Consider the following 25,233-nt stretch of genomic DNA (forward strand, 5'->3'; position numbering starts at 1 on the left):
ATTTTGCCCGATTTACAGCGGCTGGCCGACGACTGGAAGGACCCCCGCGCGCTGCGGTAGAATGCGCGCCGCTTTTTATTTTGTCCGGACACCGAGAGTTCATGGAAATCAATCCCCTCCTCAACCAATTGAAAGACCTCGAAGAGCGCACCGACGTTCTTAGGGGGTATCTTTGACTATGCCAGCAAGAAAGAACGCCTGACCGAAGTAGAGCTGGAGCTGGCCGAGCCGAGCGTTTGGGACGACCCCAACCGCGCGCAGGAACTGGGGCGCGAGCGCTCCTCCCTGGAAACGGTGGTGAATACCATCGAAAACCTCGACTCCGGCATTGCCGATTGCCGCGAACTGCTGGAAATGGCGGTCGAGGAAAATGACGAGGACTCCGTAGGGGAGGTCTCCACTGAGATCGAAGGTCTCCAGCAGCAGTTGGGAGTTCTGGAATTCCGCCGTATGTTCTCCGGCGAGAACGATGAGAACAATGCCTACCTGGATATCCAGGCCGGCTCCGGTGGCACCGAAGCTCAGGATTGGGCGGAAATGATTTTGCGTATGTACCTGCGCTGGGGTGAAGCCCACGGCTTCAAGACCACCCTGGAAGAGGTCTCCGCGGGGGAAGTGGCCGGCATCAAGAGTGCCACCATACATTTTGCCGGCGACCACGCTTTCGGCTGGTTGCGCACAGAAACCGGCGTACACCGCCTGGTACGCAAGTCGCCGTTTGATTCCGGCAACCGCCGTCACACTTCTTTCAGCTCGGTATTTGTGTCGCCGGAAATCGATGACAATATCGAGATTGAAATCGACAAATCCCAGGTGCGTGAAGATACCTACCGCGCCTCCGGCGCCGGTGGTCAGCACGTGAACAAAACCGATTCTGCCGTGCGTTTGACCCACACAGAATCTGGTATCGTCGTGCAGTGCCAGAGCGAGCGCTCCCAGCACCAGAACCGCGATAAAGCCTGGAAAATGCTGCGCGCAAAAATGTACGAGCAGGAAATGCTCAAGCGCAACGCAGAGAAGCAGGCCATGGAAGACAGCAAGGCCGACATCGGTTGGGGCAGCCAGATCCGCTCCTACGTGTTGGACGACCAGCGTATCAAGGACCTGCGCACCAGCGTCCAGACCAGCAACTGCCAGGCAGTGCTGGACGGAGACCTGGACCAGTTTATCGAAGCCAGCCTCAAAGCCGGCCTCTGATTTAAAGTCTCCATTCTCACCGCGCCCCTCGTCTCTCACTAATGGGTCGAGGGGTAATATCACTCACAAAACTGATAGATCACCATGACTGATATCCAGCAAGACGAAAACAAACTGATCGCCGAGCGTCGCACCAAGCTTTCCGCTCTGCGCGAGAAGGGCAATGCTTTCCCCAACAGTTTTCGCCGCGAGAACCTCGCTGCCGACCTGCAAGCTGAGTTCGGCGATAAACAGAAAGAGGAGCTGGAAGAACTGGGTAAACGGGCGTGCGTAGCGGGGCGAATCCTGGCGAAACGCGGACCCTTTATGGTGATCCAGGATGTGTCTGACCGCATCCAGCTCTACGCTGATAAAGCCGCGCAAAAAGATATTAAAGAGCGCTTCGGTGCCTGGGATATCGGCGATATCGTCGGCGTAAAAGGCACACTGCACAAATCCGGCAAGGGCGACCTCTACGTCAACTGTGAAGAGTACAGCCTGCTGACCAAAGCGCTGCGTCCGTTGCCGGAAAAATTCCACGGCATCGCCGACCAGGAAATGCGCTATCGCCAGCGCTACGTGGACCTGATCGCCACGCCGGAAGCCCGCGAAGTGTTCCGCGTGCGCTCCAAGGTTATCGAGTACATCCGCAACTTCCTCAATGGCCAGCAGTTTATGGAAGTGGAAACGCCCATGCTGCAGGTAATTCCCGGTGGCGCCAGCGCGCGTCCGTTCGTCACCCATCACAATGCGTTGGATATCGATATGTACCTGCGTATTGCCCCGGAGCTATACCTGAAGCGCTTGGTCGTGGGTGGTTTCGAGCGGGTGTACGAGATCAACCGCAATTTCCGCAACGAAGGCCTGTCCACGCGCCACAACCCCGAGTTCACCATGCTCGAGTTCTACCAGGCGTACGCGGACTACAACGACCTGATGGATCTCACCGAGAAGATGCTGCGCGGTATCTGTGAAGATGTACTGGGCTCCACCACTGTGGATTACCAGGAAAGCAGCTACGACTTCTCCAAGCCGTTCGCGCGTTTGTCTGTATTCGATTCCATCCTGCACTACAACCCGGAACTGACTGCGGCTGATATCGACAACATCGAATCCGCTCGCGCCGTTGCCGAGAAACTGGACATCCCGCTGAAAGACAGCTGGGGCCTGGGTAAAGTACAGATCGAAATCTTCGAGAAGACCGTAGAGCACCGTCTCGACCAGCCGACTTTTATCACCGAGTACCCAACCGAAGTGTCTCCGTTGGCGCGTCGCAACGATGACAACCCGTTCGTCACCGACCGCTTCGAATTCTTCGTTGGCGGCCGCGAGATTGCCAATGGCTTCTCCGAGCTAAACGACGCAGAAGACCAAGCTGAACGCTTTAGAGCGCAGGTGGCAGAGAAAGACGCCGGTGACGACGAAGCCATGCACTACGACGCCGACTATATCCGCGCGTTGGAATACGGCCTGCCGCCCACCGCTGGTGAAGGTATCGGTATCGACCGCTTGGTAATGCTGTTCACCAACTCCCCATCAATTCGAGACGTACTGCTGTTCCCGCATATGCGCCCGGAAGCGAACGACTAAGCGAACAAACGCAAATCCCGCGCACTATCTCCAGTGCCTACAGCCACCGCGCCATTTCCGGTGCGGTGGTTTCCTTTCAGTAAATTCCCCATAAAGTGACAACTATTTTAATCGACCCTCAACCCCGCTATTTTGGGGAAAGTTGAGCCTGTGCAGGTTGGTTATGCCCTAGATAAGCAGTGAAAAAACCTGGGTATTGAATCGACAGAATGCAGGTGATTCAGAAGCGCCCGGGGCCCTATGTGGCTGCAACTTGTTTTCATCTTCATCGAGTGTGGTGCTTGGTTCTAGTTTCCTACTTTGGATACTTTGTAACAGCAACTTAAATGGCTTTGGGATTTCTTTCGATGTGTTCATTATTTTCGCAGGAAAATAATCTAAAGGATAAAAATGTTAAAAATCAATAGGTTGCTGATCCCTAAAAAATTGTGATAGTGGTCAGAGTGATCATCTTTCCAGTTTGTACGATCGAGCCAAGTTTATTTAACCCTATGATTCTGAAATGAAATTAAGAGTTGGATTGGTAAATTGATCCTGAGATAGTAATCAGGATAATAGCGGTCGGAGTGATCACTATATAAATGTTGTACAAACCCGCTGCGCGGGAGTGGTGCCACCTTTAAATTATAAGAGGCATTTTAGAAAATGCATAACCGGGTATTGCAAAATATATTTTCTGCGTACAGTGGTTATTTATCTAAAACTGCGCAGCCACTAAAAAATTTGAAAGCTATCTCATCAATTCAAGAGTGCCGTACAAAAGCGATGGGAAGCAGTTATTATCGCTGTAAGCACAACCATGTAACTGAACAGTATCATTCTTGCAGACACAGAAGCTGTCCTCTTTGTTCAGGTCGAAAACAGTTACAGTGGGTTGATCAGCAGCGTCGTAAATTATTTGATACAGAGCATTTTCATGTGGTCTTTACTATTCCTCATGAGTATCTGCAATTATGGCAATACAACGAAGAAAGGCTTACAGATATACTCTTTTTATCAAGTAAAGAAACGCTATTTGAATTGATGGCGAGTAAGGCTTATCACGGAGTAACCCCTGGGATGCTTATGGCTCTGCATACTTGGGGAAGACAGTTAACTTTACATCCTCATATACACTGCTTGATAACCGCCGGCGGTTTGACTTTAAGGGAAAACTGGAAAGAAACAGGTGAATATTTATTGCCTGTGCGAGTGGTAAAGAGCCTTTATAGAGGAAAATTTCAAGCGCTTTTATTAGAACAGTATCGTGCCGGGTTACTCAAGCTCCCTCCCAATTGGTCAATAGGCCAATTTGATATCCTCTTTAAAGCTTGCTATCGCAAAGAATGGTCAGTTCGTATTCAGGAACGATATGAGCATGGCCGAGGTGTTCTGCTGTATTTTTCACGCTATATCAAAGGCGGTCCGCTGAAGCCAAAGCAGATATTAAATGTGGATCATAAGGGGCTGAAGTTTCGTTATTTTGATCACCGTGATCAGCGACGTAAGCAACTACGGTTAAAGCCTCTGGAGTTCTTAAGGCGTATTTTGCAGCACATACCCCCGATAGGTAAGCATATGGTACGAGGTTACGGATTATATGCTGGATGTAACAAGAAAAAGCACGATCTATGTAGCAATCTCGTGGGTTTAATGAAAGATCAACCACTCCCGGCTGGATTACAAATCCAAGATCTGGTGGTAGAGTGTGGTCAGTGCCACGAGCCCACAAAACTGAGTGGCAGGGTGTGGTCTAAGGCGAAAAAAGGAATTTCCTTTATAAAGGGGGTGGCTCGACAAGATAGTGCCGGCGGGAACGTACAACATGGCGATGAACCAGACACTGCAGGAATGGGCCTCTTTAGTTCGGCCTAAATTCAATGCCAGGTCATTTTTTTTACCGCCTGCAGTGCAGGTTATCTAAGCGTTATGTGTAATCACATATGAGAAATCTAGTAGTTGCCAGTTTGTTGGTAATAGTCGGCTGTAACACAATAGAGAGAAGTGTCATCTTTCGTCATCACGAACCTACTTCTTGTAAAGTGAAAGGCTTCGTATCTGGAACAGGCAAGACTGATGAGGGTGCATATAAGAGTGCAAAGAGGAAAGTGGCTGAGTTAGGCGGAAATGTAATCGTTCCAGACCCGAAAGGGCCAATTGAAATTGGCTTTTCTCACACACCTGGCGCCTCCACAAAATACTATTCAATATACAATGCCAAAGGGTTCCTTTGTGAGTAAAACACATAACAAGTCAATCAACTTCGTGCCTTCGGCGCCGGACAGCTTACACTACGCTTCGCTTCGTTACAGCTGCCGGTTATTGAAGCGTTAGCTTAAATATGAACCAAAAGAAATCGTTATTGATTCTAGTTTCAACAACTCTATTAATAGGGGTTGTTTTCTCTATGGTGCCTTTTTTTTCATCGCTTCAGCCTAATGCTAAAGCTGAAGCAGCCCTGTTTAAGCTAGATATATCAAAGATTAATAATGGCGAATTTATAATTTTTGATCACCCAAACTACGGTGATTCAATCAGAGGCTATAAATGGAGCGTAATGATCTACAAGAGCCATAGTGGCTCCATTACTGCTTTTGATATTCCCCGCAAAGGAAAAGCAACAGGGCTTCCCGATATGTACTGGTGGAGGCCTGCTTGGCCATGCTTTAATTTTGGGCCAACCTTTTCAGGAAGCAAGGTTGATGAAAGCATGCCCATTAAGTGCCACGACAACAGAGAGGAGCTTGACTATTGGCTTCCCCAGGTTGAATGGGACCTAAGCGGAAAAACCATAAAAGGAGGCATGGATAATATGCTCCCAACATTAGGTACAGTTGAGGGAAAGCACTTTGTATTTGGAAAACGAAGCTGACAAAGGCCAGCACAACCGCCAAATGCAAAAAACGCATTTGGCTGGACTCGCTACACTTCGTTTCGCTCGCCTGTGTGGCCGGCGTTACATGCCCTAGGAAATATTGTGTCAAGCCAAAAGAAAATATGTAAAAAATTCGATGTAATGCCACTCCCCTCCAATGCGGGTGAAAAGCTAGGCATAGCTATCGAAACTATTGGCAAGATGCCAATTAATGGTTTACGACTCAACCCAGAGAATGGAACATGTGGCTGGTATATCTGGTGCGGCGAAGAAATGTCCGAAAACGCAGATTTTTTCAAGGCATTGCACGTTAGTCATATACCGAAGTATCTACCTGAATTAGAGCAGTATTTATCATTGCCTCCAGGTTATAGATTTTTAATCGCTGGCGAGTACGAGGATGTGTGGCATGATCCACAGCTCACCAGCATATAACAAACCGCAGCAATCGCTCCCGTTGGTCGCTGGGACAGTCAAAACGCTGCGCTTATCTGTCTGCCCTTGTGCGGGGCGTTATGTTTTTAATAGTGGGGAGGCAGGGTGAAAATTAGATACCTCATTCTAAGTGTTTCTATTCTTACAGGGTGCGCTTCGAACACAACGATCAGTCAACGAGATATTTCTACTTGGAATTATGGCGATACTGACGTAAACGTAATCACTCAAAAGCTAGGTGATAAAGTTTATCGAAGGTCGCAATACCGGAGTAATGAATCTAATTACCTATTCATTCAATATGACCGGTCTAAAGTAGAAGGGCTCCTTAGTTTCCTTTTTAAAGATGGAAAACTAGAGGCCATCGCTAAAGATGATGGCTATGGAAGTCATGGGCTATCTGAATGTATGGTATTTCCTCTGTATGAATCGGATGACCCAGACAAATGTCTTAATGATTTTACGGAGAATCTTGTTAAGGCTAGATTGCCTCTCAGTTTTGATCCTAACTTAGGAAATAAAGATCAAAACAACTTAGAGGCGGTAGGTTACGGCGTTGAACTACTTACGTATTCAGTAATAACTGGTGGGGCACCTATTATTTTAGGTGCAGTTATGATTCCTATTGCTACTATAGGGGAGCACCAAGATTCGAAAACAGATGCAACTATGGACGTAGTTGAATTGGGGGCCAATTTAACAGAATACCAATATTTGCTTAATGTGTTACCTGAAGAAGCGATATCAAGTAATGGAAAGTTTAAGAGCATCCTAATACCAGGCGGTTTTGTATTTAAGGAGCCTCAATTCTTTATTGGTGCGTTTGATGGGGAAGTGATATGGCTAGATGAAAAGCCAGCTTGGGTCTGTTCCTCAGTTCTCAGTATAAAGGGGTGTACTGTTGGGAAAAATCGTCGTTAAGCCCAGAAACATAACGAGCGCATGTTGTTCGCCCCTATGGGGTTGGAACCTTCGTTACACGGCGCTTCACTACGGCTCCAAATGCGGACGTTAGTGCACAATAAATCCATGAGTAAATTCATTGTCGACTGCACAAATATAAAATCAGAAGAAGAGTTCTGGGATAAATACTTATCCTCTGTGGATACTGTTGAAGGTGATCTATTTGGTAGAAACTTAGATGCGCTTTGGGATGCTTTGCACGCTGGAGGTCCGGGAGCTCCAATTGAAGGAACTAAGTTAATATCCGTTAGAAATTCAGATAGCTTGAAGAGCTTTCGAGAAGGGCTGTTTTATGATCATCTTAAGCAAATCTCTTATGATCTTAGATCGGACCCCGGTAGTTTATTATCATTCAGAGTGTTGTAGTGGTCCCATGCACTAACAAGCCGAGCAATTTGCTCCGGGATAGCTTGCCTGGTACACGTTTTGCGCTGGTCGCTGCGCACCCATTTTCGCGCAAATCGCGCATCAGGTAAGCTGCCCCTGTCGGCGGCGTTAAAAATAGGAAATGATTCAAGTGAAGTTACTATTAACAAGCCTCTTATTGTTCATGAGCTTGCAGGCCTCAGCTACACAACAAATCAAAGAAGAATTTACTGTTGATCAAGCTAGATTCGAAATATCTCAGCTACCACTAGATTCATATATTGATCAAAAATCCTTTCATGAAAAGGTCAAGCCTCAGATGTGTAGCGCAAATTGGCGAGGGTATCGAGGATCATGGGCTTTAGAAAAAGAGATGCTTGTTCTAAGGTACTTGGTTGCCAATGCTTGTGATAAATCTCCAAAACCTATCGATGTGGACACAATTTTTCCGAATAAAAGCTATCCCATTGCCGCTACTTGGTATACAGGAAAAATCATCGTAAGAATTGGTGAGAGAACTTTTCTATCCCCAAAAGAGCATGGTTTATCTGGCGTCGAGTATGAAGCTGTAGTTTATGACTTCCATTCAGGTAAGTTGGTCTCAAGGTCAATTGAGACTATTACTAATAGGTGGTAGAAATTTTTAACAAGGGCAGGCGCGATCGCAAATGCTGCGCATTTACTGGACCTTCGCCGCATTGCGGCTCCGGCCCGTGTTGCTGGCGTTACATAGTTTAGGAGCGTATGTTACCAACTACATATAAAGTAAAAGACATAGAATCTGGCACATTAACAGTAATGGCTAAACCTGCATCTGGAGAGTGGATCGAAGATGAATTTATAGGTTTTGCTCGTCTGGGTATTAACAAGATTGTTTGCCTGCTTGAAACTTTCGAGCAACAAGAGGTAGGTTTAGCCTGTGAAGAACAGCTCTGTATAAAGAATTCCATCGAGTTTGTTTCATTTCCCATACCTGATAGAGGCTTGCCTAATACACAACAAGCAATTGAGTTGGCTGAGCATCTATTGCAAGAAATACGTTCAGGCAAGCATATAGCTATTCATTGCAGAGCCGGTATTGGCCGTACCGGAATAATAGCGGGCGCCATTTTAGTGAAATCAGGTTTGAATGCAGAAGAGTCTTTAGCATTAATATCTAGTGCTCGTGGTGTTCAAGTACCTGATACCGAAGAACAAGAAGCATGGCTTGGTTTTATTTGATGACCAACTATGTAACAAGTGACTATGGTCCTTTGTCAAGTATTTAGGCCGTTTTCTCATCCCAGTAAGTGTTGTTTTTTACCATCGCATTTTGGATGGTAAGTTGTTTCCTCATACATACGATAAGGTGGATAAGGGCAGCTTTCTTTGGTTTGCCAGCAGAGATCAGGCACTCATACATTGGCTTTATTCTAGGGTGGCATTGTATTGCCGACATCATAGAAACAAACAAAACCGTGCGTACACGATGTCGCACATCTCAGGAAGTTCGCTCATTAGCGTGTAAGCCAGTACATTGCCGACTCCTTTAGCGCTTAATAAGAGATCGCGTTTTTGTCGCCACTCGGCAACACTATTAACAAGTTTATCAAGTTGCTTATCGACCCCTTCTAGCTCTTTCTTGACGGCTTTTAAGATAGCCTGAATGGGCTTGTGCACAGACTTGGGCATTCTCTTGAGACGATTCTTTTGCATTGTGCTTATTTCTAAGGACTGGTTCCTGACCGTCAGCAAATCACTGGTATTTCTTAGTTTTTCTGGTTCGATCGATGACAATCTTGGCTTTATTGCTTCACCAAAATGTGCGTTGTCAATTGCATCTAGTTTATCTTTTTTTGCGAGCCGCCCCCGCTGACTTTACAAAGTTTCTTACTTGTGACGGATAGCAAACAACTATCGGCAGTCCCGCTTTATGTGCAGCACAGACAAATTCTAATTCTAGCCTTCCTGTGGACTCGATTAATACTCTTTGAGGTTTAAGCGGTTGTAGTTGTTTAATGGCGTCTTTAATACTTCTTTGTTATTGGTAACACTAAAGAACTGGCCAGTAGGTCTCACATAAATATCGAGTTGTTTACTGCTGGTATCGATACCGACATTGATCTCTTGAGGTTCCATAAGATAAGCTATCTCCGGCTTGCTATTCGGGCTCAAGGCCCACATGACTATTCGAGTTATGCCTAGTGAGTGCCTGTCACGTTCATACTTGTTATCGGTCTTTATGAACCGGCGTAGCAACGAACTGTGACAAACAAGGCCTTCGGTGGCCGCCGAAGGTGGGTCTCAATTTACCCGTTAGCGAAAAGGATTTTCTACATCAGAATCGGACAAGAACAAACATACAAGCGTAAGCACGCGGACCCGTCTTCCGCTCCACTCAAGCTGCCGGTGTTGCGGGCATGATAGTTAGATAAAATAAATGAGTATTTTCACATGTTTCAAGTGATCCAAAAGATAAATTCGGTATTGTTTCTATTAATTCTATTGGTTGGCATTGGGTCTATTTTCTATTTTACTTCCCAATCGGCTAAGTGGAAGAAAAGTAGAGCTGTTGAGGTGGCTAAGGTAGACGGATCAGGAGAGCCTGTTGAGCTTAGAATGGGAAGATTGAAAGAAATTGATGGGCATAACTCATATTTCGTAGAGCTTTATAATGATAGTGAAGGTGGAAAGTTTTCAGGTTACACGCCATCTAAAACACGTAATATCCTTTTTTTAATTGGCGATGAACTTAATTCTAGTTGGCTATTCGATAATAACCGAAACTTGATAGAAGAAATAAAGCTGCTAAAGCAAAAGTCAGAAGAAGGCGAGGAAACACCTGTGAACGCAATCTATCTGAATGTTGTGAAAGAAGACACTAATTTTGATGGCTTGTTATCTAATTACGATAGATTTACCATTGCTTTGGTAAAGCCTGACGGAAGTCAATATACCGAATTAGTGAGCAATATTAATCAAGTCATGGATTATGAGTTATCCAGTGATAGTAAATCTATTGCTTTTATTTGCCAGATTCAGAGAAAAGTGGTGATTCTAAAATATTCATTGATAAGCTTTCAAAAAGAGTCTGAGAGAGTATTGGCAAATGTTGGTGGGAAGCTATAGAAAACGCCTGCAATCGGATCTCCGTCCACTGACACCTTTTATGCAAAAAATCGCACAAAAGGCCTCAGCAGCCTCCAGCAGTTGAGGTGGGTGCTATGTGCAAGTAATTTATCTGAGATCTATGAAATATGGAGGTTGACAAAAGTGACGCTCGGAAAAGAGCCGATGAAATCAAACCTTACCGTTGCAAACATCTTATCGCTGTCCTGGAATATCCAATAGATATGAAGAACATCGGAACAGTCATTAGAAACGTCAATGCGCTAGGGGTCGAAAAAACATACATTGTTGATCCACGCAATTCACTACCTGATGATTGGCAGGAAATGAGAGAAAGGAAATCACTTTCTAAACCATCTGTCTCTGCGATCAAATGGAGCTTCGTAAAGCGGTTTGATAGTACCGAAGAATGTTTGGCTCATTTGGAGAAGAACCGATTTACCTCAATCGTCACTTCACCTCATGTAAAAGGAAAGGACAATTTTATATTGCACGAGGCTGATTATACACAGCCAAAATTGGCTGTATGGTTTGGTAATGAATCTAGAGGTATAAGTGATCTTGCAGTTGAAAATAGTGAATTCTGCGTATCCATTCCAATGTTTGGAATGATAGAAAGCCTGAATCTCGGAACAACATCTGGAATTGTTTTGTATGAAGTTACTAAACAGCGCCGGGAGTATCAGGAAAAGTACAAGCGGGCCAACCGCGGCGCGTAAAAAGTAATACACTCGACGTCTTACTTTGTGCGCTTTTTACACGGCCACAGCGCTCCTATTTTCGTGTAAAAAATACAAAAAGTAAGCCGCGTTTGATTGCGGTGTTTAACCATAAATAATTTATTAAGGTGTTTTTCTGTCACACCCCTATATTAAATAGATCTGGAGTTAGTAAAGCTCTGAATTTCCTTCCCTGCCTGGTATTTTGGGCAGGATTTAATAGGGAGGCTCTGGCATTTCTTAAAAATCAATCTCGTTAAAGTCGATTACCGAGTACCGTGGCCTATGGTTATGCAATAGGGCCACTGCATCGGCGCGAGCATAGTGGCCTGCGGGATCGGCGGTGGTTTTGGCGGCGAGTATTTGGTCTAGGTCAATCTCATCAATCAATAAGCCCTCTTGGTTGTGGGGGAGGTGATTTTTGAATTCTGATCCGTCAGGGGCGAAGATTCGGCTGTAGCCGCCCCCCATTTCTAAATAACTTTCCTGTTGTTCGTTCTTAACCAGCTGGTTGAAAATAGCTTTATCGATTATTGAGCAGGCAGATAAGACAAAGCATTGCCCCTCTAGCGCATAGATTTGGTAGACGCGCATACTGATTTCTGGGCTAAATGCTTTGAAGAGTTTTGTATAAAGACCGTAAGTAGGGGTTGCTGCACAGTGTATTTCTTCATTCTGGCTGTACAGCGCAAACTTCATGAGAGGCTGCAGGTGCTCCCAGCAGCAGAGGGCACCCAGACGTCCATATTCTGTTCCTGCAACAATCAGGCCACTGCCATCCCCCTCGCCAAACACACTGCGCTCTACATGGGTGGGCTTTAACTTGCGACGGCGCCAGAGAACCTCTCCTTCAGGCCCATAGTGCCACTGGGCAATATAAAGGCTGCTGCCCATTCGCTCTGAGAGGCCCATAATCACATGGATACTATTGCGGCATGCAGCTTTGCGTAGAGTTTGGTCGAATTTATCATCGACGACGAGTGAGTTCTTGATATAGCCAATGGCGTACTGCATATTCTCCGCTGGTGGATTTAGCCAGATCCACCAGGGATATCCTGGTAGCCATAGCTCCGGGAAATTTATAATCTTTGCGCCGGCTTGTCCCGCCTCATCAATAAAGGCGATCGCTTTTTCAATCCCTGCTTGTAAATTCAGTAAGCAGGGCGCGGCTTGAACTACAGCCACTTTTAACTTTGAGTTAGTCGATTTACTGTCCAGCATAATAAATGTTGTTTCTTGCTAAATAACACTGATCAACCCATAGCCCCTCTGAAAGGTCCAGATTAAGGCAGCGGCACAACACATAGTGGCAATTGAATAGCGTAGTTGAGTCTCCCATGCTTGCTGTCGGTGCCTAGCCAAGTAAAGAAGAGGCCAGATTGCCAAAATTATTAAAATCTGACCCGCTTCCACGCCGAGATTAAATGCCAACAGGCTCTGACAAATATTAGGTGAGTTGATACTGAGTATGTCGTGCAAAACAAAAGAAAACCCCAGTCCATGCAGTAGGCCCAGCATACAGGCAGTGAAAAAAATTGTTCGCTCGCTGGATGTTGTAGTGATGGATGGTTTCCTTAACGAAAGCCAGGCTACATAGATAATAGAAATAGCGATCCCGGTTTCAATTAATGGGATAAACCAGGCAGCGGTGGGAATAAAACCAAAGAATCCCGCTGACAGGGTAATACTATGGCCGATGGTAAAGCCAGTGACACGCCATAGTAGTAGGGGGAGGGTTAGTGCACTTAAGCTAAGGCAGAGTACAAAAAGCACATGATCTAATCCTTCAATAATATGCACAATGCCCTGCAGGAGGAAGGTCTTTACAGAGTTCACACTGGAATGACTAATTAGAACATTACTCGTTACCCACTTAGAGCGGTTCACCTGAGTTTTTCCTGAGTTGGGATCGGTAGTGAGCTGGGCTTTATCCCCTAGTAAATAAATAAGAGGTAGCTTCGTATAGAGGCTTGCTCCGTTGGAAGTATGCTCAATGTGTCGGACTTTTATATTTTGGTTGAGTAAGAAATGGGCCTCAACAGTTTGGGATATTGCAGATAAGTGTAGCGCCAGAGCCAGTGAAAGGAGCTGAATGAGATATGAATGGTGTTTTTTCATTGTGCTTACCTTCCAAGCCTAGCGGTAAGGTTATCGTATAGAAAGCGGTGTAAAGGCCGATATCTTCCAATAATTGTCAGATTGAGTGATTTCAATGCTCGCACGGGTTTCTCTCGGTAATTGCTCCATCTGTCCCCAGCTATAGTCTTCGATGTATGAGTGCCACTTGCCGACAATTCTGAAGGTCTTATTTCCGTTTACGACGGTTTGATCAGCATGTTCGATTTCCAGATCGCGAATAGACCTGATTGAACCTTTATTGCCACTACTGGTTAATGGTTGATAGATTTGTGAAAGGTTTTGTACCGTGTAGCTAAATCTTTCTCGGCTTACCAGGTTGGCAAGTTGAACTTTTAATTCCTCGCTCTGTGGTTCTTCATAAGCGGCGGAAAGCCTCACAAGCAATGTCTCTGTAATTTCCTTTAGTTCTTTTTTGTTAATGGTTCCAGGTAAAGGAATGCGCAGCTCACTTGGAAGGGCATAATAGATGGGTACTGCGCAGATAATCACGATGCTGTAAAAAAGTATTGGATGCTTGTTTTTGGTCTCCACTCTTTTGCTGCGCAATGTAAGAATAAAAAATACCGCAAAACAGAAAGAGAAAAGTACTGCCATGGGAATGGCGGCTATAGTACTCTCAACGGGCACAGGGTCGCTGTTGGGCGCGCGATAATCGTATAAATAGTTGCGCCATTGGATGTCGGGGAAATCCGGCATCACATGGGTGGGGAAGGGGCCTGCTGGGTCCTGGATTAATGTGGGAACGGAGTTGATAGATTCGGTAAAGAGCTTCCAGTCTATGGTGACACTCTGCGGTAACTCTTTAATAGGATATTTTTCCCGGTAACCAATTAACAGGGAGCCCATCTCAATGGACTCGTGCTCTTTTACGGTGGTGAAGCCCGTATTGTTGGCTTTAAGAAATACCGTTTCAGTGCTTACGGGTTCTACTGGAGTCTGGTCGATGGTGGTGGGATTTTTTCTTAGCAGAAATTTTTCTGCGGTCTCCTGTAGCTGTTTTCTTCGCTTGATTGTGAGCGGTTGCCAGGCGTTAAAGGATTGGTCAGTCCATTGCAATAAGTCTCTCGGGCGCAGTAGGATCTCGTGGCGAATCTGGCGAGGCTCTACATAGAGAAAGGACCTGAGGGGGTGGCGGTTATGTCGATTGATATTTTGGTTTTCGAATTGAGTGTTCCAAGGGTCTTTCCAGTCGATTTTTAGAGGTTCAGCCTGAGACAAATAGTGGAAACTACTCACGGGTGTGTGGCCATGCTGGCTAGTAAACCCGATTGTGACTGAGGCTGTGCCATCTGTATCTAATGGAGGGCGGATTTCCAGATTGGTCAACCCCTTTATGGGAAATTCCAAATTGGCTAAGATGATGGTTTTATCGGAGGGGAAATCCGGCATACGCACCCCGGTCCTGGGGTCTGTTTTTCCTGCAAAAGGGGAGTTTCTTGGCTTTCTCTCTGCAATTCTGATGGATGTTGTTGTGGGTTCAATTTTTCCATCCGGGGAATAAACCTCAATGGCGAACTCTTTTTGTGTTTGGGCAAGCCGAGCGATTTCATAGATACTTTTGGTTGATGGCAGTTCTGGCCAGAATGTACCGGCATCAGCTGCGGAGATTTCAAGGCTGATGTGTAGGTGATTATTCAATATCTCTATTTCTGCGATATTTGGTGCAGTTTCCGCTCCAGTAAGACTAATAAAGTCAGCACGAGTAAGTGGTGATATAAGGATCGGTATAAGGAGCGATGTAAGGATCGAAATTAAAGTGATGAATTTGTCCATTTGACTTTTCTATTTTTGTGGTTTCAAGTTTTTGCTAAGAAGTCTTGAGTTAATAGCGGTCAGGCAGCAGAGTGCTGATCAGTTAATTTGGCGCTTTTACGTCAGTATCGAAAGCTTTATTTACCTTTTGATAGATTTGATTAATCAAATTCTGACAAACCACTGGATCGTCCTCAGTGAAGGGGATGAAGCCCACCTTGCCCTCTAGGCTGGCTGGTAGTTTCTGTATAATGAAATTTAGATAGAAACTAATTAGATAAATACCAAATAGATAAATGCTAAATAGAAGCTAGGCGACAGGCATCGTTATTAACCGCTCCATCCTTGAGGCCACGTTCTATTTAGTGACACGCTATAACATATCATCGTTCGTCAATCCCAACTGTGTAACCCCAGCTGTCTATGGTAATTAACGTTTCTTAAGCAGCAGCTTAGTAGAAGGAATAGTTGGCGCAGGGATATGGGACTATTGTGACGTTAAAAACATGCCTGTCGATAAAGCAGGGCTATAACTAGCGTTAGTTGATCAGGATTAGATGGTTGGGTAGCTCATCCTTTACGGCACTACTTGGGGCGGCCTCTTTTAGTAAGTCTCCACATTGTGCAATACAGAGTAACAGTGCTTCTCCAGCCTTACCGCGCTTGAGCTCCCGCACAAATTGCTCGATGATGGTCTGCCAATCGTCATTGGAGACATGCTGAGCAAGGCCGCGGTCTGCGAGTATTTCTACATAGTGCTCCGCCTCACAGACAAAAATCAACAAACCCAAGCGATCTTTTGTGCTGTGCAGTTCCTGTTCCAGAAATTGGCGGCGGGCCAGGTTTGAGGCTCGCCAGAATTTGATCTTCTTAGGCACCAAGCGCATGGTGATTGGCCGCCAACGAAAGAACACTGCCAGAACGATAAACAGAACCCACTGAAGCAGGAAGGCTTGTTGAAAGCTGAGCCACCAGGGCAGGAATTGAAATAGTGGCGAGAGCAATAGAGTTATGAAAGCGGCCCATAGAGTGGAAATATATAAATATTTATCAGCTTCCCGCGCGACAATTGCCACCAGTTCCGCGTCGGTATGGGTCTCCACTTCCTTGATGGCTTCGGCCACCTGGCGTTGATAACTGCTACTTAGCATTACCATCCTCCCGAAGCGCCTCCTCCGCCAAATCCACCGCCCCCTCCGCTGAAGCCGCCTCCGGTACCACCGCCGGAAAAACCGCCACCTGAATGTCCGGCGCCGAAGCCGCCACTACCATAGTAGCCACCAAAGCGACCGCGCTTGTAATTTCGGCCTTGAACCGGGGAGCTGAGGACAGAGCTGCCGAATAGATGGAGCATTACCAGTAATAGAAATAGACCAACCACAATGGCCAGGCGCCGGTCTTTTTTAGTCTCCACCGGCTCAGCCACATACTCGTTCTTGGTGGCGGCAATGATGGAGTTCACCCCGGCGTAAACCCCTTTGGCTAAATCGCCTTTCTGGAATTCTGGTAGCACCTTGGTTTGGATAATATTGGCAGATAGCGCATCGGTAAGCGCGCCCTCCAGACCGTAGCCCACTTCAATGCGGACTTTGCGCTCCTTGGGCGCTATCAAGAAGAGAATCCCGTTATTTTTCTTCTTGTGCCCCAGCTTCCACTCTCTCGCCAATTGATTGGCGTATTCCTCTATGGTGATACCTTGAAGCTCCGGCAGGGTGGCTACTACCAGTTGATTGCTGCTCTCAGACTCATATTGCTGAATCAATTCTGTCAGTTTGTACCTTTCTTCGGCGGTCAGCAGCTCGGCTCTGTCCACTACTCGCCCAGATAGGGGGGGGAACTGCACCTCGGCCCAGAGCACCATGGCCAGCAGCGGTGTGATGAGTGTCAATAAGGTGAGAGAGGGGCGTGTCATAAGGGGTTTCCGACTGCCTATTGGAAGTTGACTTCCGGAGCCTTCTCGGCTCCCTCACTGGTAGCCTGGAAGGTTTCCCTAAGTGGCATATCCCGGTAGAGGAGAGCATGCCAGATACGGCCGGGAAAAGTGCGAATCTCACGGTTGTAGCGCTGCACTGCCTGGATATAATCCCGGCGCGCCACGCTGATGCGATTTTCGGTGCCTTCGAGCTGAGATTGCAGGCTGAGGAAGTTCTGGTTGGCTTTGAGGTCGGGGTAGCGCTCCACCACAAGCATCAGCCGCGATAGGGCGCTGGAGAGCTGTGTTTGTGCAGCCTCGAACTGTTGTAGCTTGGCCGGATCGTTGAGTAGCTCACCGTCCAGCTGCAGGGAATTAACCTTGGCGCGCGCTTCGGTAACGGCCTGGAGGGTCTCGCGTTCATGGCCGGCGTAGGCTTGAACGGTTTTAACCAAGTTGGGCACCAGGTCTGCGCGGCGTTGGTATTGGTTTTCCACCTGGGCCCAGGCAGCTTTCACCTGCTCGTCATAGGTGGGGATATTGTTGATGCCGCAGCCACTGATAAAGCCTGCCAGCAGACACAGCAGGGTGCAGCGCCAGATTGGCAGGCTGCCACCGGTCGCAGAGGTCATACGGAATATCCTTAATCTTCCGTGAACCAACCAAGAATAGTCCGCCTTAGTTGCAGTGCTAAAGGTGGCGTAGAGATGGAGCCGAAATGGCACTAAAAGCAACAATTTTCAAAGCCAAGGTGCAAATAGCCGATATGGACCGCGATTACTACGCGGAACACCAGCTGACCTTGGCGCGACACCCTTCGGAAACGGATGAGCGCATGATGGTACGCTTATTGGCGTTTGCGCACAATGCGTCCGATGCACTGGAGTTTACCCGAGGTCTCTCCTCTGATGAGGAAGCGGACTTGTGGCAGAAGAACCTCAGTGGAGAGATCGACCTTTGGATAGAGGTGGGCCTTCCGGCCGAGGAGCGTTTGCGTAAAGCCAGCAACCGCGCCGGGCAGGTTTTGGTATACAGTTACGGGCGGCGTGCCGCGCCGATCTGGTGGCAAAAGCTGGAAAGTCAGCTCGAGCGCTTTGAAAACCTCAGGGTTTACCATCTCGCCGCTGATACCACCGAGCAATTAGCGCAGATGGCCGAGCGCAATATGGATTTCAGTATCACCATTCAAGATGGCCATATTTGGCTGGCTGATAACAATCACAATACGGAGATTACTCCGCAAATCTGGAAATAGGAGCAGAGAAATTAATGCCTTCTTTTGACATTGTATCTGAAGTGGATAAGCACCAGCTGACCAACGCTGTAGATCAGGTAAACCGCACTGTCATCAATCGCTTTGACTTTAAAGGCGTGGATGCGGAAGTGGAGATGAGTGATTTTTCCCTGGTGGTGCGCGCCGAAGCCGATATGCAGGTAGACCAAATGGTGGATATGTTGCGCGGTGCTTTGATTAAGTGTGATATCGATCCATTAGCGATGGACGTGGGTGAAAAAGAGCAGTCTGGCAAGCAGGTCAAAGTGGGTATCACCCTGAAAAATGGCCTCGACAAAGAACTGTCAAAAAAAATCGTTAAGCTAATCAAAGATGAAAAACTCAAGGTGCAAGCGGCTATTCAGGGCGAGCAGGTGCGGGTTACCGGCAAAAAGCGCGATGATCTGCAGCAGGTGATTGCCCTTCTACGTGGTAAAGAGCTTGAGCAGCCGCTGCAATTTAACAACTTCCGCGATTAATTGGTTCTTCAGTGATTAAACGTTTTCTCTTCAGTATTACTCTTGTGTTGCTCTCGCCTCTGGCGGCAGCAGTGGAAATTACCCCCGCAAAGCTGCAGGCCAGCTATTGGGTGGATAACAGCGAAGGGCTGGACATTTCGGGCTTAAGCTTTTGTGCCGGCAAGTTGCTGGCAGTTTCCGACAAGGACTCTGGAGAGGTTTACGCTTTGGAGATAGATGGCGATCGCGCCGAGCTGCGCTCCCATCTACTTCTCGCCGATCTGGGTATCCCCAGTAAGGATCAGACGGGGAGTTTATGGGTCGCCCTTACTGAGTTCTTCCGGCCTGCTGATGAGCTGGACTTCGAAGGTATCAGCTGTGCCGATGGCACCATTCACCTGGTGAGCGAGCATTACAACCGTATCGCCAATGTGGATGCTCAGGGTAGGGCGATTTGGCAGGAGCATATCTGGTCGCCAAAAGCCAGGGAGCAGGGCTATCTGCAAAAGCCCAACGCTTCCAGCGAGGGATTGGTCAAGGCCGGTGATACCTTTTGGGTGGCAATGGAGCGCGATCCTCGTGGTTTACTGCGGCTAAGTGCTAATGGCGAGGTCAGAACATTTACCCTGCCGCCGGTTACTGGATTGGACTTTTATGGGCGCTCAGAAGATCTGACCGGTCTTGATTATTATGACGGGGGCCTGTTCACCTTGGAGCGCAATGCCCACGCAGTATGTCGCAGGGAACTCTCAAGCTTAAAAGCCCAGTGGTGTGTGGATTATCGCGCGTTAGAGGAGTCTCCCGAACGGATTTACGAAGAAACCCGTTATGGCAAGGGAGAAGGGTTAGCAGTCAATTCCCAGGGCATTTTCGTTGTATTGGATAATAATAATGTCGGCCGTGCTCAGGCGCCGGAGGACAAACGCGCCTTATTGCTGCATCTAGCCTTCCCTGAGAGTAATCATTAGAGCCTACAAGCACTATCTTTATGACTTCAAAGAGAAGTGCAATTTTTGGCACTGGTGCTGTCGCGTTTGGGGCTTGTCAATTCTGGGCTGAGGGAGCACAAAGACTGTAGTTAGTGCTCGCGTCTGTGAAAACCGCCGCAAAATGCAATCATTGCCTCTTACCTTAGCCTTTTAATAGGAGTGACTGTGATTAAGCGCCTCCTCCTTTGCGTGTTTTTTGTATTGGTGCCATCCCTGGGGATGGCTACAGAAATTATTCCCGCCAAAAAACTCAATCATTACTGGGTAAGCGCCAGTGCCGGGCTGAGTATCTCTGGTTTAACTTTTTGTGATGGCAAACTTTTTACGATTTCTGATAAAAAATCAGAAGAGATTTATGAGATTGTCGTGGAGGGGCGGCGCGCTGAGTTGGAGTCTTATTTGACCCTCTATGGGCTTGGTGCTCCGAAAAAAGATAGGCCCACAAACTTTTGGCACTTTTTACTGGATCTTACCCGACCAGCTGCGGCAATGGACTTTGAGGCAATCAGCTGTGTAGATAATAAATTTTATTTGCTGAGCGAGCGCTATAACCGTATTGCAGAAATCAATATGCAAGGTGAGGGCCATTGGTTGGAAAATATGTGGTCGTCCACAGCAAAAGCGCAAGGTTATTTAAAAGGGTATAACCTTTCAGGTGTGGGCTTGCAGAAGATCGGCGATGACTTCTGGATTGGGCTGGAGAGCGATCCCCGCGGTCTGGTAAAGATCGGTCCCAAGAAGAGCGTGCAGATTTTCAAGTTGCCGCCAGTCACAGGGTTGAACTTTCGAGGACAATCAGAAAATTTAGCGGCGCTCTATTACTATGATGGTGCCCTGTTTACCCTAGAGCCAAATGCTTATGCCGTGTGTCGAAGGGAGTTGCCAAGTTTGAAAGCACAGTGGTGCCTGGATTATTGGGAGCAGGAAAACTCCTCTGAGCTCAGATACGAAGTGTCCCGTACTGGCGGTAAAGGGGATGGGTTGGCGGTGAATGAACAGGGTATTTTTATCGTGTTTGACAACGATAATATTAGCCGCATCCACGATCCTCAGGATCGGAGGGGGCTTTTGTTACAACTGGCTTTTCCCGAGGGGGCGCAGTAGGTGGTAGTTGAGAAGTTACCTGTTCTATTGGAGGAAATTCGCGCTTGTCGCCTCTGTGAGGATCACCTGCCTTTAGGCCCCAATCCGGTGCTGCGTGCAGCGGCATCTGCGCGCCTGTTGATCGTAGGGCAGGCGCCGGGGACCAAGGTCCACGCCACCAGTATTCCCTGGAATGACCCTTCCGGCGATCGCCTGCGCGAGTGGTTATCGATTGATAGAGATACCTTCTATAACGAATCCCAGATTGCCATTATCCCCATGGGTTTCTGCTATCCCGGGCGCGGTAAGGGGGGCGATCTGCCACCGCGCCCTGAGTGTGCTGCAACCTGGCACAAGCGCCTGCTGCTACAGTTGCCTCACTTGCAACTGACACTATTGGTGGGACAATACGCCCAGCGCCACTACCTGCCGCACTGGTATGGCAGCATTACTGAGAATGTACGCCATTACCGCGATGCTCTGCCAGCGGGATATTTTCCTTTACCGCACCCCAGCCCACGCAATACGTTATGGCTGCGGCGCAGGCCCTGGTTTGAGGAAGAGGTAGTGCCCGAGTTGCAAAAATACGTAAAAAAGATTTTGAAGGTTAGATAATGCCGGTTCCGGACAAAATTAAGATCCACCCCTCCTGGTACGATGTATTGGGCGAAGAGTTCAAGAAGCCCTATATGGCCGAGTTGCGCCAATTTTTGCGGGGAGAAAAAGAGGCTGGTAAGTGTATCTATCCACCAGGTGGACAGATTTTCAATGCCTTTAACTCCACTCCATTTGATCAGGTGAAAGTGGTGATTCTGGGGCAGGACCCCTATCACGGTGTGGGCCAGGCGCATGGCTTGTGTTTTTCTGTTATGCCCGGCGTGCGTATCCCGCCATCGCTACAGAATATTTACAAAGAATTGCACTCTGATATGGGGATACCCCCTGCGCACCACGGTTGCCTACAACCCTGGGCAGAGCAAGGAGTGCTGCTACTCAATGCCACGCTCACTGTAGAGGACAGCAAGGCTGGCGCCCACCAGGGCCGCGGTTGGGAGCAGTTTACCGATGCCGCTATCCATAAACTGGCGGAAGAGCGCGAGGGCCTGGTGTTTGTACTCTGGGGTAGTTACGCGCAGAAGAAAGGCGGTTTTATTGATCGCAATAAGCATCTGGTACTACGCGCCCCTCATCCATCCCCCCTCTCAGCCCACCGTGGTTTTTTTGGCACCAAACCTTTCTCTCAAGCGAATCACTGGCTACAAGAACGCGGTGAGAAGCCTATTGAGTGGGCCCTGCCTGAGGCAAATCAGTTAAAAAGAGTGGCAATAGAAATCTAAACGCTAAGATTTCTGCGATAAAAATCACCTCTCAAAATACAGCTCCAGCTTACGATCGTTAAGGGTAAGCTGGGTATATTGAGTCAATTAACCTGAGCGATATTTTTAAGTGTTTGAGGATATTTCTAGCAATATCTTTGCGCTGGTGTATTTAAGTGCTTGAGAAACTCCCCCTCCCAGATGGCTGGTTTTTCTCTGAGGAACTCTAATTACAAAGAATGTTGCCTTTTGAGTTGCACTTATTAGTGAGCTCTTATGAGGATTTGGTGTAGCTTTAATATTAAGTGAGGCTAGGTTAAAAATTCAGCATCAAATGCTCTTAGGGAGTGTGCAGGTGACAATGTAGAGAAAGGGGGGATTAAGTAGTTGCCCATGTAGGTTTCACTTTTCTTTTCTTCTCCTCTTTTCGTGTTGCTAGATACTCCAATTAAATAATTTTTTTCCTCTTTGAGGAAGTCTAGCAATGCAGCGAGTTTCTTAGGTTTGTTGAGCCCCTGCCTGTAAACGGCATGAATATCCATTGGTGGAACATGCCAGTCTGGAAGAATATTAACAAGTGAGCCTTTGTCTAGCTCTTCCATAATGTTGTTGATTGGTAGTTGCGCAATTCCCAGCCCATTGACTGCCGCATTTTTTAGTGCAGTAACATTGGCGCAAAAGAAATTTCCATTAACGGGTACAGTCATTGTCGATTGCTCGGAACTTAGCGCCCGTTCGGTATCTCCAGGATTGAATTGAAACCTCAGGCAGTTATGGCTTATTAGGTCATTGGGTTGCTGGGGTGTTCCCTGTGTAATGAGATATTCAGAGCTGGCTACGAGAACTCGTGTAGAACTACCAAGCTTGCTGGAAATGAGGCGCTCATCGTGTATGTCGCCAACACGAAACGCGAGGTCAATGCCTTGGGAAAAGAGATCTTCAAAGTCGTGAGTGAGGTTTAGGGAGACGGTAATTTTTGGGCAGCGCTTCAAAAAAGTGGGTAAAACCCTCTTGGAGAGAAATTCACCCAGAGCTGGCGGGGCTGAGATTCGCAATAAGCCCTGGACCTGCTGATCCATCACCAGCACATCGTTTTGCATAGTTTTAAAGTCTTCCATCAAATGCAGAGCCCGATCATAGGCAATAGCCCCCACTTCTGTCAGTGCAACACGCCGGGTAGTGCGATCCAATAGTTTGGCTTTGAGGTGGGAATCCAGCTTTGGAACCTCCTTACTAACGGTCGACTTAGGGAGTCCCAGCTGATCTGCAGCCAGTGACAGATTTAAGGTTCTACAGACATGGACAAAAACGGATAAAGTTCTAAAGCGAATTGTTTCCAATTCGCGAATATTCATTTTCTTTTTATATAATTGTTTCCATTTGCTCGAAGAATAGGATGCTCCTGTGTTCGAAGCAACCTAACTCACAGGAGATTTACCATGTCTAACGATCGAATTGCATTGATCACCGGTTCAAATCGAGGAATTGGTCTGGAGGCTGCCAAGCAGCTTTCCGACCAGAAAGTCAAAGTAATCCTGTCTGGTCGAGACAAAGCTAAATTGGAGGCCGTTCAAGCTAATTGGAATGGCAAGGTGGCACCAATTGATATTATTGAGCTGGATTTTACCAAAGTTGAAGATAGGGCACGAGCTGCCCAAAAAATTGCGGAACAATATGGTCGGCTGGATATTCTGGTGAACAACGCCGGTGTTATCGTTGAGGGGAGTGAGGCCAGAACAACAGTGAAACAGTTTCATAGGAGGATCTGCACACCATTTTGGCGTTAATGTATTCGCTCAAATTGGTCTAACGCAAGATCTTCTGTCGCTGCTAAAGAAGAGTAAAGCTGGTCGTATCGTGAACGTGAGTAGTATTCTGGGTTCTTTAGCTGTGAATGCTGATCAGAACTCTGGCTGGAGTGCAGTGAAGCCCTTCGCTTACAATGCCTCAAAGGCTGCGCTCAATATCTTTACAGTGTCTTTGAGCCAAAGTCTTGCAGAAACAGGTATTAAGGTAAATAGCGCACACCCAGGATGGGTTAAAACCGATTTGCGCGGCGCCAATGGATGTGAGCGAAGGGGCGAGAACTGTTGTGGAGCTTGCCTTGATTGATAGTGATGGTCCTAATGGTCAATTTATTCACCTTGGTGAAGAGCAGCCCTGGTAAATAGCTGAAGTATTAGCTGCGTAGTTTTCAGAGCCCCCGTATTTATTAATTTTAAAATAGGTATGGGGCCTTTGGTTTGTTGGGTGACTGTTGATTTTTCTGTAAAGCAGGTTTCTTAAAATCTTTGGCCCACTAAAAATAATTTTCAGGAGTTATTCAGAGGCCCCCTTATGTGCTTAACGGCTTATGTGCTTAACGGCGCCTCCTCAGGCGCTCGCTATGGGGTTGCTTGGCTTCTTTTTTTTCTACAGACTTCCACAGTGGCCGCATCAATAGCCTGGCAAACGCGAATCCCACAAAAAATATATTGCAAATATAAGCCATAAAGTAGGGGCCAAACTCTCGTTCAAAGAATATACCTGCGGCATTTAGGGCGCTTATTATGACCACGAAACAGGCTATTCCAAAGAGCCCATAGTAGGTGAGTCGCATTATGGTAGAGACAAACTTAAAATGCCTTTTCTTCCATAGATAAACGATAAACCCCGTGGTTGCTACTCCCATCAAGGCACTGCTGATGGACCATACATACCCCGGCTTGAGATGAAAGTTTAACAGAGCGAGCGAGAAAGCCGAGAGCAGGGCGCTAAATAGGCTGATATAGACGATCATGGCAAGGGAGACGACATGTCCCCGGGTGATGGTTTCTACTTTACGGGACTGAAATGTCGCCACCATCGCAGCAAAACCCGCCAAAACGATAGCGATTTCTATAATATGAAGCAGCTGATCAATTTGTCCCGACAGTTTATCCATCTTCAGCTGTCGTCCTGAGCGGAGGTGATAAGTTGGAGTGGATTACTCGTGCATAAAGGATAGTTTATGCTTTTTTGTGTTTGCTGTTTCTGTTGAGGGCCTGCATAGAGCGGAAATTTCTTGAGGTCACAATTTTCTTGTGTTGGCGCGATTATCGAATTGATTTTAATTTAGCAA

29 protein-coding genes and 1 pseudogene are annotated in these 25,233 nt (G+C 47.1%); 19 read left to right on the forward strand and 11 right to left on the reverse strand.

Features of this window, described 5'->3' with window-relative positions; genetic code table 11:
- The first annotated feature begins 101 nt into the window (after positions 1-101).
- From prfB to FIU95_RS06330, 9 genes are all read left to right on the forward strand, one after another.
- Positions 102-1,197 (forward strand): peptide chain release factor 2 gene (gene prfB / locus FIU95_RS06290; RefSeq protein WP_152452532.1). Its coding sequence is split into 2 segments (ribosomal slippage): positions 102-173 and positions 175-1,197, totalling 1,095 coding nucleotides; the frame shifts between segments, so codons are not numbered across the junction.
- 84 nt (positions 1,198-1,281) lie between these two features.
- Complete coding sequence (lysS, locus tag FIU95_RS06295; protein ID WP_152452534.1) at positions 1,282-2,766, forward strand: lysine--tRNA ligase; 1,485 nt, start codon at positions 1,282-1,284, stop codon at positions 2,764-2,766.
- Positions 2,767-3,411: 645 nt separating this feature from the next.
- The gene (locus FIU95_RS06300; protein WP_152452536.1) at positions 3,412-4,620 is read left to right on the forward strand and encodes a transposase; all 1,209 of its coding nucleotides are present in this window, start codon (positions 3,412-3,414) and stop codon (positions 4,618-4,620) included.
- A 466-nt stretch (positions 4,621-5,086) separates the two neighbouring features.
- The gene (locus FIU95_RS06305; RefSeq protein WP_152452538.1) at positions 5,087-5,617 is read left to right on the forward strand and encodes a hypothetical protein; all 531 of its coding nucleotides are present in this window, start codon (positions 5,087-5,089) and stop codon (positions 5,615-5,617) included.
- 105 nt (positions 5,618-5,722) lie between these two features.
- A complete protein-coding gene (locus FIU95_RS06310) occupies positions 5,723-6,055 on the forward strand; it encodes a hypothetical protein (protein ID WP_152452540.1) in 333 nt (110 codons plus the stop codon).
- Positions 6,056-6,160: 105 nt separating this feature from the next.
- The gene (locus FIU95_RS06315) at positions 6,161-6,976 is read left to right on the forward strand and encodes a hypothetical protein (protein WP_152452542.1); all 816 of its coding nucleotides are present in this window, start codon (positions 6,161-6,163) and stop codon (positions 6,974-6,976) included.
- A gap of 108 nt (positions 6,977-7,084) precedes the next feature.
- On the forward strand, positions 7,085-7,384 hold the full coding sequence (locus FIU95_RS06320; protein WP_172975332.1) for a barstar family protein: 300 nt from the start codon (positions 7,085-7,087) through the stop codon (positions 7,382-7,384).
- A gap of 151 nt (positions 7,385-7,535) precedes the next feature.
- Positions 7,536-8,021 carry a hypothetical protein gene (locus FIU95_RS06325; RefSeq protein ID WP_152452546.1) on the forward strand — a complete coding sequence of 162 codons (486 nt, stop codon included), beginning with the start codon at positions 7,536-7,538 and terminating at the stop codon, positions 8,019-8,021.
- A 107-nt stretch (positions 8,022-8,128) separates the two neighbouring features.
- Entirely contained in the window at positions 8,129-8,605 is a 477-nt protein-coding gene (locus FIU95_RS06330) for a dual specificity protein phosphatase family protein (protein WP_152452548.1), read from the forward strand.
- A gap of 216 nt (positions 8,606-8,821) precedes the next feature.
- Here the strand turns inward: FIU95_RS06330 and FIU95_RS06335 are convergent, their stop codons facing one another.
- Complete coding sequence (locus FIU95_RS06335; RefSeq protein WP_152452550.1) at positions 8,822-9,079, reverse strand: hypothetical protein; 258 nt, start codon at positions 9,077-9,079, stop codon at positions 8,822-8,824.
- A gap of 264 nt (positions 9,080-9,343) precedes the next feature.
- Positions 9,344-9,502: a hypothetical protein gene (locus FIU95_RS21100; RefSeq protein WP_172975333.1), complete on the reverse strand. Its 159-nt coding sequence runs from the start codon at positions 9,500-9,502 to the stop codon at positions 9,344-9,346.
- 315 nt (positions 9,503-9,817) lie between these two features.
- On the opposite strand from FIU95_RS21100, the gene FIU95_RS06340 reads away from it, so the two are divergent.
- Positions 9,818-10,492, forward strand: a complete 675-nt coding sequence (locus FIU95_RS06340) for a hypothetical protein (RefSeq protein ID WP_152452552.1) — start codon at positions 9,818-9,820, stop codon at positions 10,490-10,492.
- A gap of 128 nt (positions 10,493-10,620) precedes the next feature.
- Positions 10,621-11,211, forward strand: a complete 591-nt coding sequence (locus tag FIU95_RS06345) for an RNA methyltransferase (RefSeq protein ID WP_152452554.1) — start codon at positions 10,621-10,623, stop codon at positions 11,209-11,211.
- A 240-nt stretch (positions 11,212-11,451) separates the two neighbouring features.
- Here FIU95_RS06345 and FIU95_RS06350 read toward each other — a convergent pair whose 3' ends face one another.
- From FIU95_RS06350 to FIU95_RS06375, 6 genes are all read right to left on the reverse strand, one after another.
- Positions 11,452-12,432 (reverse strand): carbon-nitrogen hydrolase family protein, encoded by a 981-nt coding sequence (locus tag FIU95_RS06350; RefSeq protein WP_152452556.1) that lies wholly within the window; start codon positions 12,430-12,432, stop codon positions 11,452-11,454.
- Between the two features lie 18 nt (positions 12,433-12,450).
- Positions 12,451-13,329 carry a HupE/UreJ family protein gene (locus FIU95_RS06355; RefSeq protein ID WP_152452558.1) on the reverse strand — a complete coding sequence of 293 codons (879 nt, stop codon included), beginning with the start codon at positions 13,327-13,329 and terminating at the stop codon, positions 12,451-12,453.
- A gap of 30 nt (positions 13,330-13,359) precedes the next feature.
- Complete coding sequence (locus FIU95_RS06360) at positions 13,360-14,988, reverse strand: hypothetical protein (protein ID WP_152452560.1); 1,629 nt, start codon at positions 14,986-14,988, stop codon at positions 13,360-13,362.
- 653 nt (positions 14,989-15,641) lie between these two features.
- Entirely contained in the window at positions 15,642-16,253 is a 612-nt protein-coding gene (locus FIU95_RS06365) for a TPM domain-containing protein (RefSeq protein WP_253868892.1), read from the reverse strand.
- A complete protein-coding gene (locus tag FIU95_RS06370; protein WP_152452564.1) occupies positions 16,253-17,014 on the reverse strand; it encodes a YgcG family protein in 762 nt (253 codons plus the stop codon). Before FIU95_RS06370 ends, FIU95_RS06365 begins: the two co-directional genes overlap by 1 nt.
- Before the next feature lie 17 nt (positions 17,015-17,031).
- On the reverse strand, positions 17,032-17,646 hold the full coding sequence (locus FIU95_RS06375) for a LemA family protein (protein WP_152452566.1): 615 nt from the start codon (positions 17,644-17,646) through the stop codon (positions 17,032-17,034).
- Positions 17,647-17,732: 86 nt separating this feature from the next.
- Between FIU95_RS06375 and FIU95_RS06380 the strand changes: the two genes are divergently transcribed.
- From FIU95_RS06380 to ung, 6 genes are all read left to right on the forward strand, one after another.
- On the forward strand, positions 17,733-18,269 hold the full coding sequence (locus FIU95_RS06380) for a YaeQ family protein (RefSeq protein WP_152452568.1): 537 nt from the start codon (positions 17,733-17,735) through the stop codon (positions 18,267-18,269).
- Between the two features lie 14 nt (positions 18,270-18,283).
- Positions 18,284-18,766 (forward strand): YajQ family cyclic di-GMP-binding protein, encoded by a 483-nt coding sequence (locus FIU95_RS06385; protein WP_152452570.1) that lies wholly within the window; start codon positions 18,284-18,286, stop codon positions 18,764-18,766.
- 11 nt (positions 18,767-18,777) lie between these two features.
- Positions 18,778-19,713, forward strand: coding sequence for an esterase-like activity of phytase family protein (locus tag FIU95_RS06390; protein WP_152452572.1), 936 nt, complete (start codon positions 18,778-18,780; stop codon positions 19,711-19,713).
- 186 nt (positions 19,714-19,899) lie between these two features.
- The gene (locus FIU95_RS06395; protein ID WP_253868895.1) at positions 19,900-20,838 is read left to right on the forward strand and encodes a hypothetical protein; all 939 of its coding nucleotides are present in this window, start codon (positions 19,900-19,902) and stop codon (positions 20,836-20,838) included.
- On the forward strand, positions 20,839-21,432 hold the full coding sequence (locus FIU95_RS06400; RefSeq protein ID WP_152452576.1) for a uracil-DNA glycosylase family protein: 594 nt from the start codon (positions 20,839-20,841) through the stop codon (positions 21,430-21,432).
- Positions 21,432-22,154: a uracil-DNA glycosylase gene (ung, locus tag FIU95_RS06405; protein WP_152452578.1), complete on the forward strand. Its 723-nt coding sequence runs from the start codon at positions 21,432-21,434 to the stop codon at positions 22,152-22,154. Before FIU95_RS06400 ends, ung begins: the two co-directional genes overlap by 1 nt.
- A gap of 290 nt (positions 22,155-22,444) precedes the next feature.
- Here the strand turns inward: ung and FIU95_RS06410 are convergent, their stop codons facing one another.
- Both FIU95_RS06410 and FIU95_RS21680 read right to left on the reverse strand, forming a co-directional pair.
- Positions 22,445-23,251, reverse strand: a complete 807-nt coding sequence (locus FIU95_RS06410) for a substrate binding domain-containing protein (protein WP_172975334.1) — start codon at positions 23,249-23,251, stop codon at positions 22,445-22,447.
- Between the two features lie 90 nt (positions 23,252-23,341).
- A pseudogene (locus tag FIU95_RS21680) lies at positions 23,342-23,488 on the reverse strand (LysR family transcriptional regulator); the annotation flags it as partial.
- Positions 23,489-23,572: 84 nt separating this feature from the next.
- Here FIU95_RS21680 and FIU95_RS06415 point away from each other — a divergent pair.
- Positions 23,573-23,920, forward strand: a complete 348-nt coding sequence (locus FIU95_RS06415; RefSeq protein ID WP_152452582.1) for an SDR family oxidoreductase — start codon at positions 23,573-23,575, stop codon at positions 23,918-23,920.
- A gap of 40 nt (positions 23,921-23,960) precedes the next feature.
- A complete protein-coding gene (locus FIU95_RS21685) occupies positions 23,961-24,245 on the forward strand; it encodes an SDR family NAD(P)-dependent oxidoreductase (RefSeq protein ID WP_371416964.1) in 285 nt (94 codons plus the stop codon).
- A 247-nt stretch (positions 24,246-24,492) separates the two neighbouring features.
- Here the strand turns inward: FIU95_RS21685 and FIU95_RS06425 are convergent, their stop codons facing one another.
- Entirely contained in the window at positions 24,493-25,056 is a 564-nt protein-coding gene (locus tag FIU95_RS06425) for a hypothetical protein (RefSeq protein WP_152452584.1), read from the reverse strand.
- Between the last annotated feature and the right edge of the window lie 177 nt (positions 25,057-25,233).

The sequence above is a fragment of the Microbulbifer sp. THAF38 genome, assembly GCF_009363535.1.
GTDB lineage: Bacteria > Pseudomonadota > Gammaproteobacteria > Pseudomonadales > Cellvibrionaceae > Microbulbifer.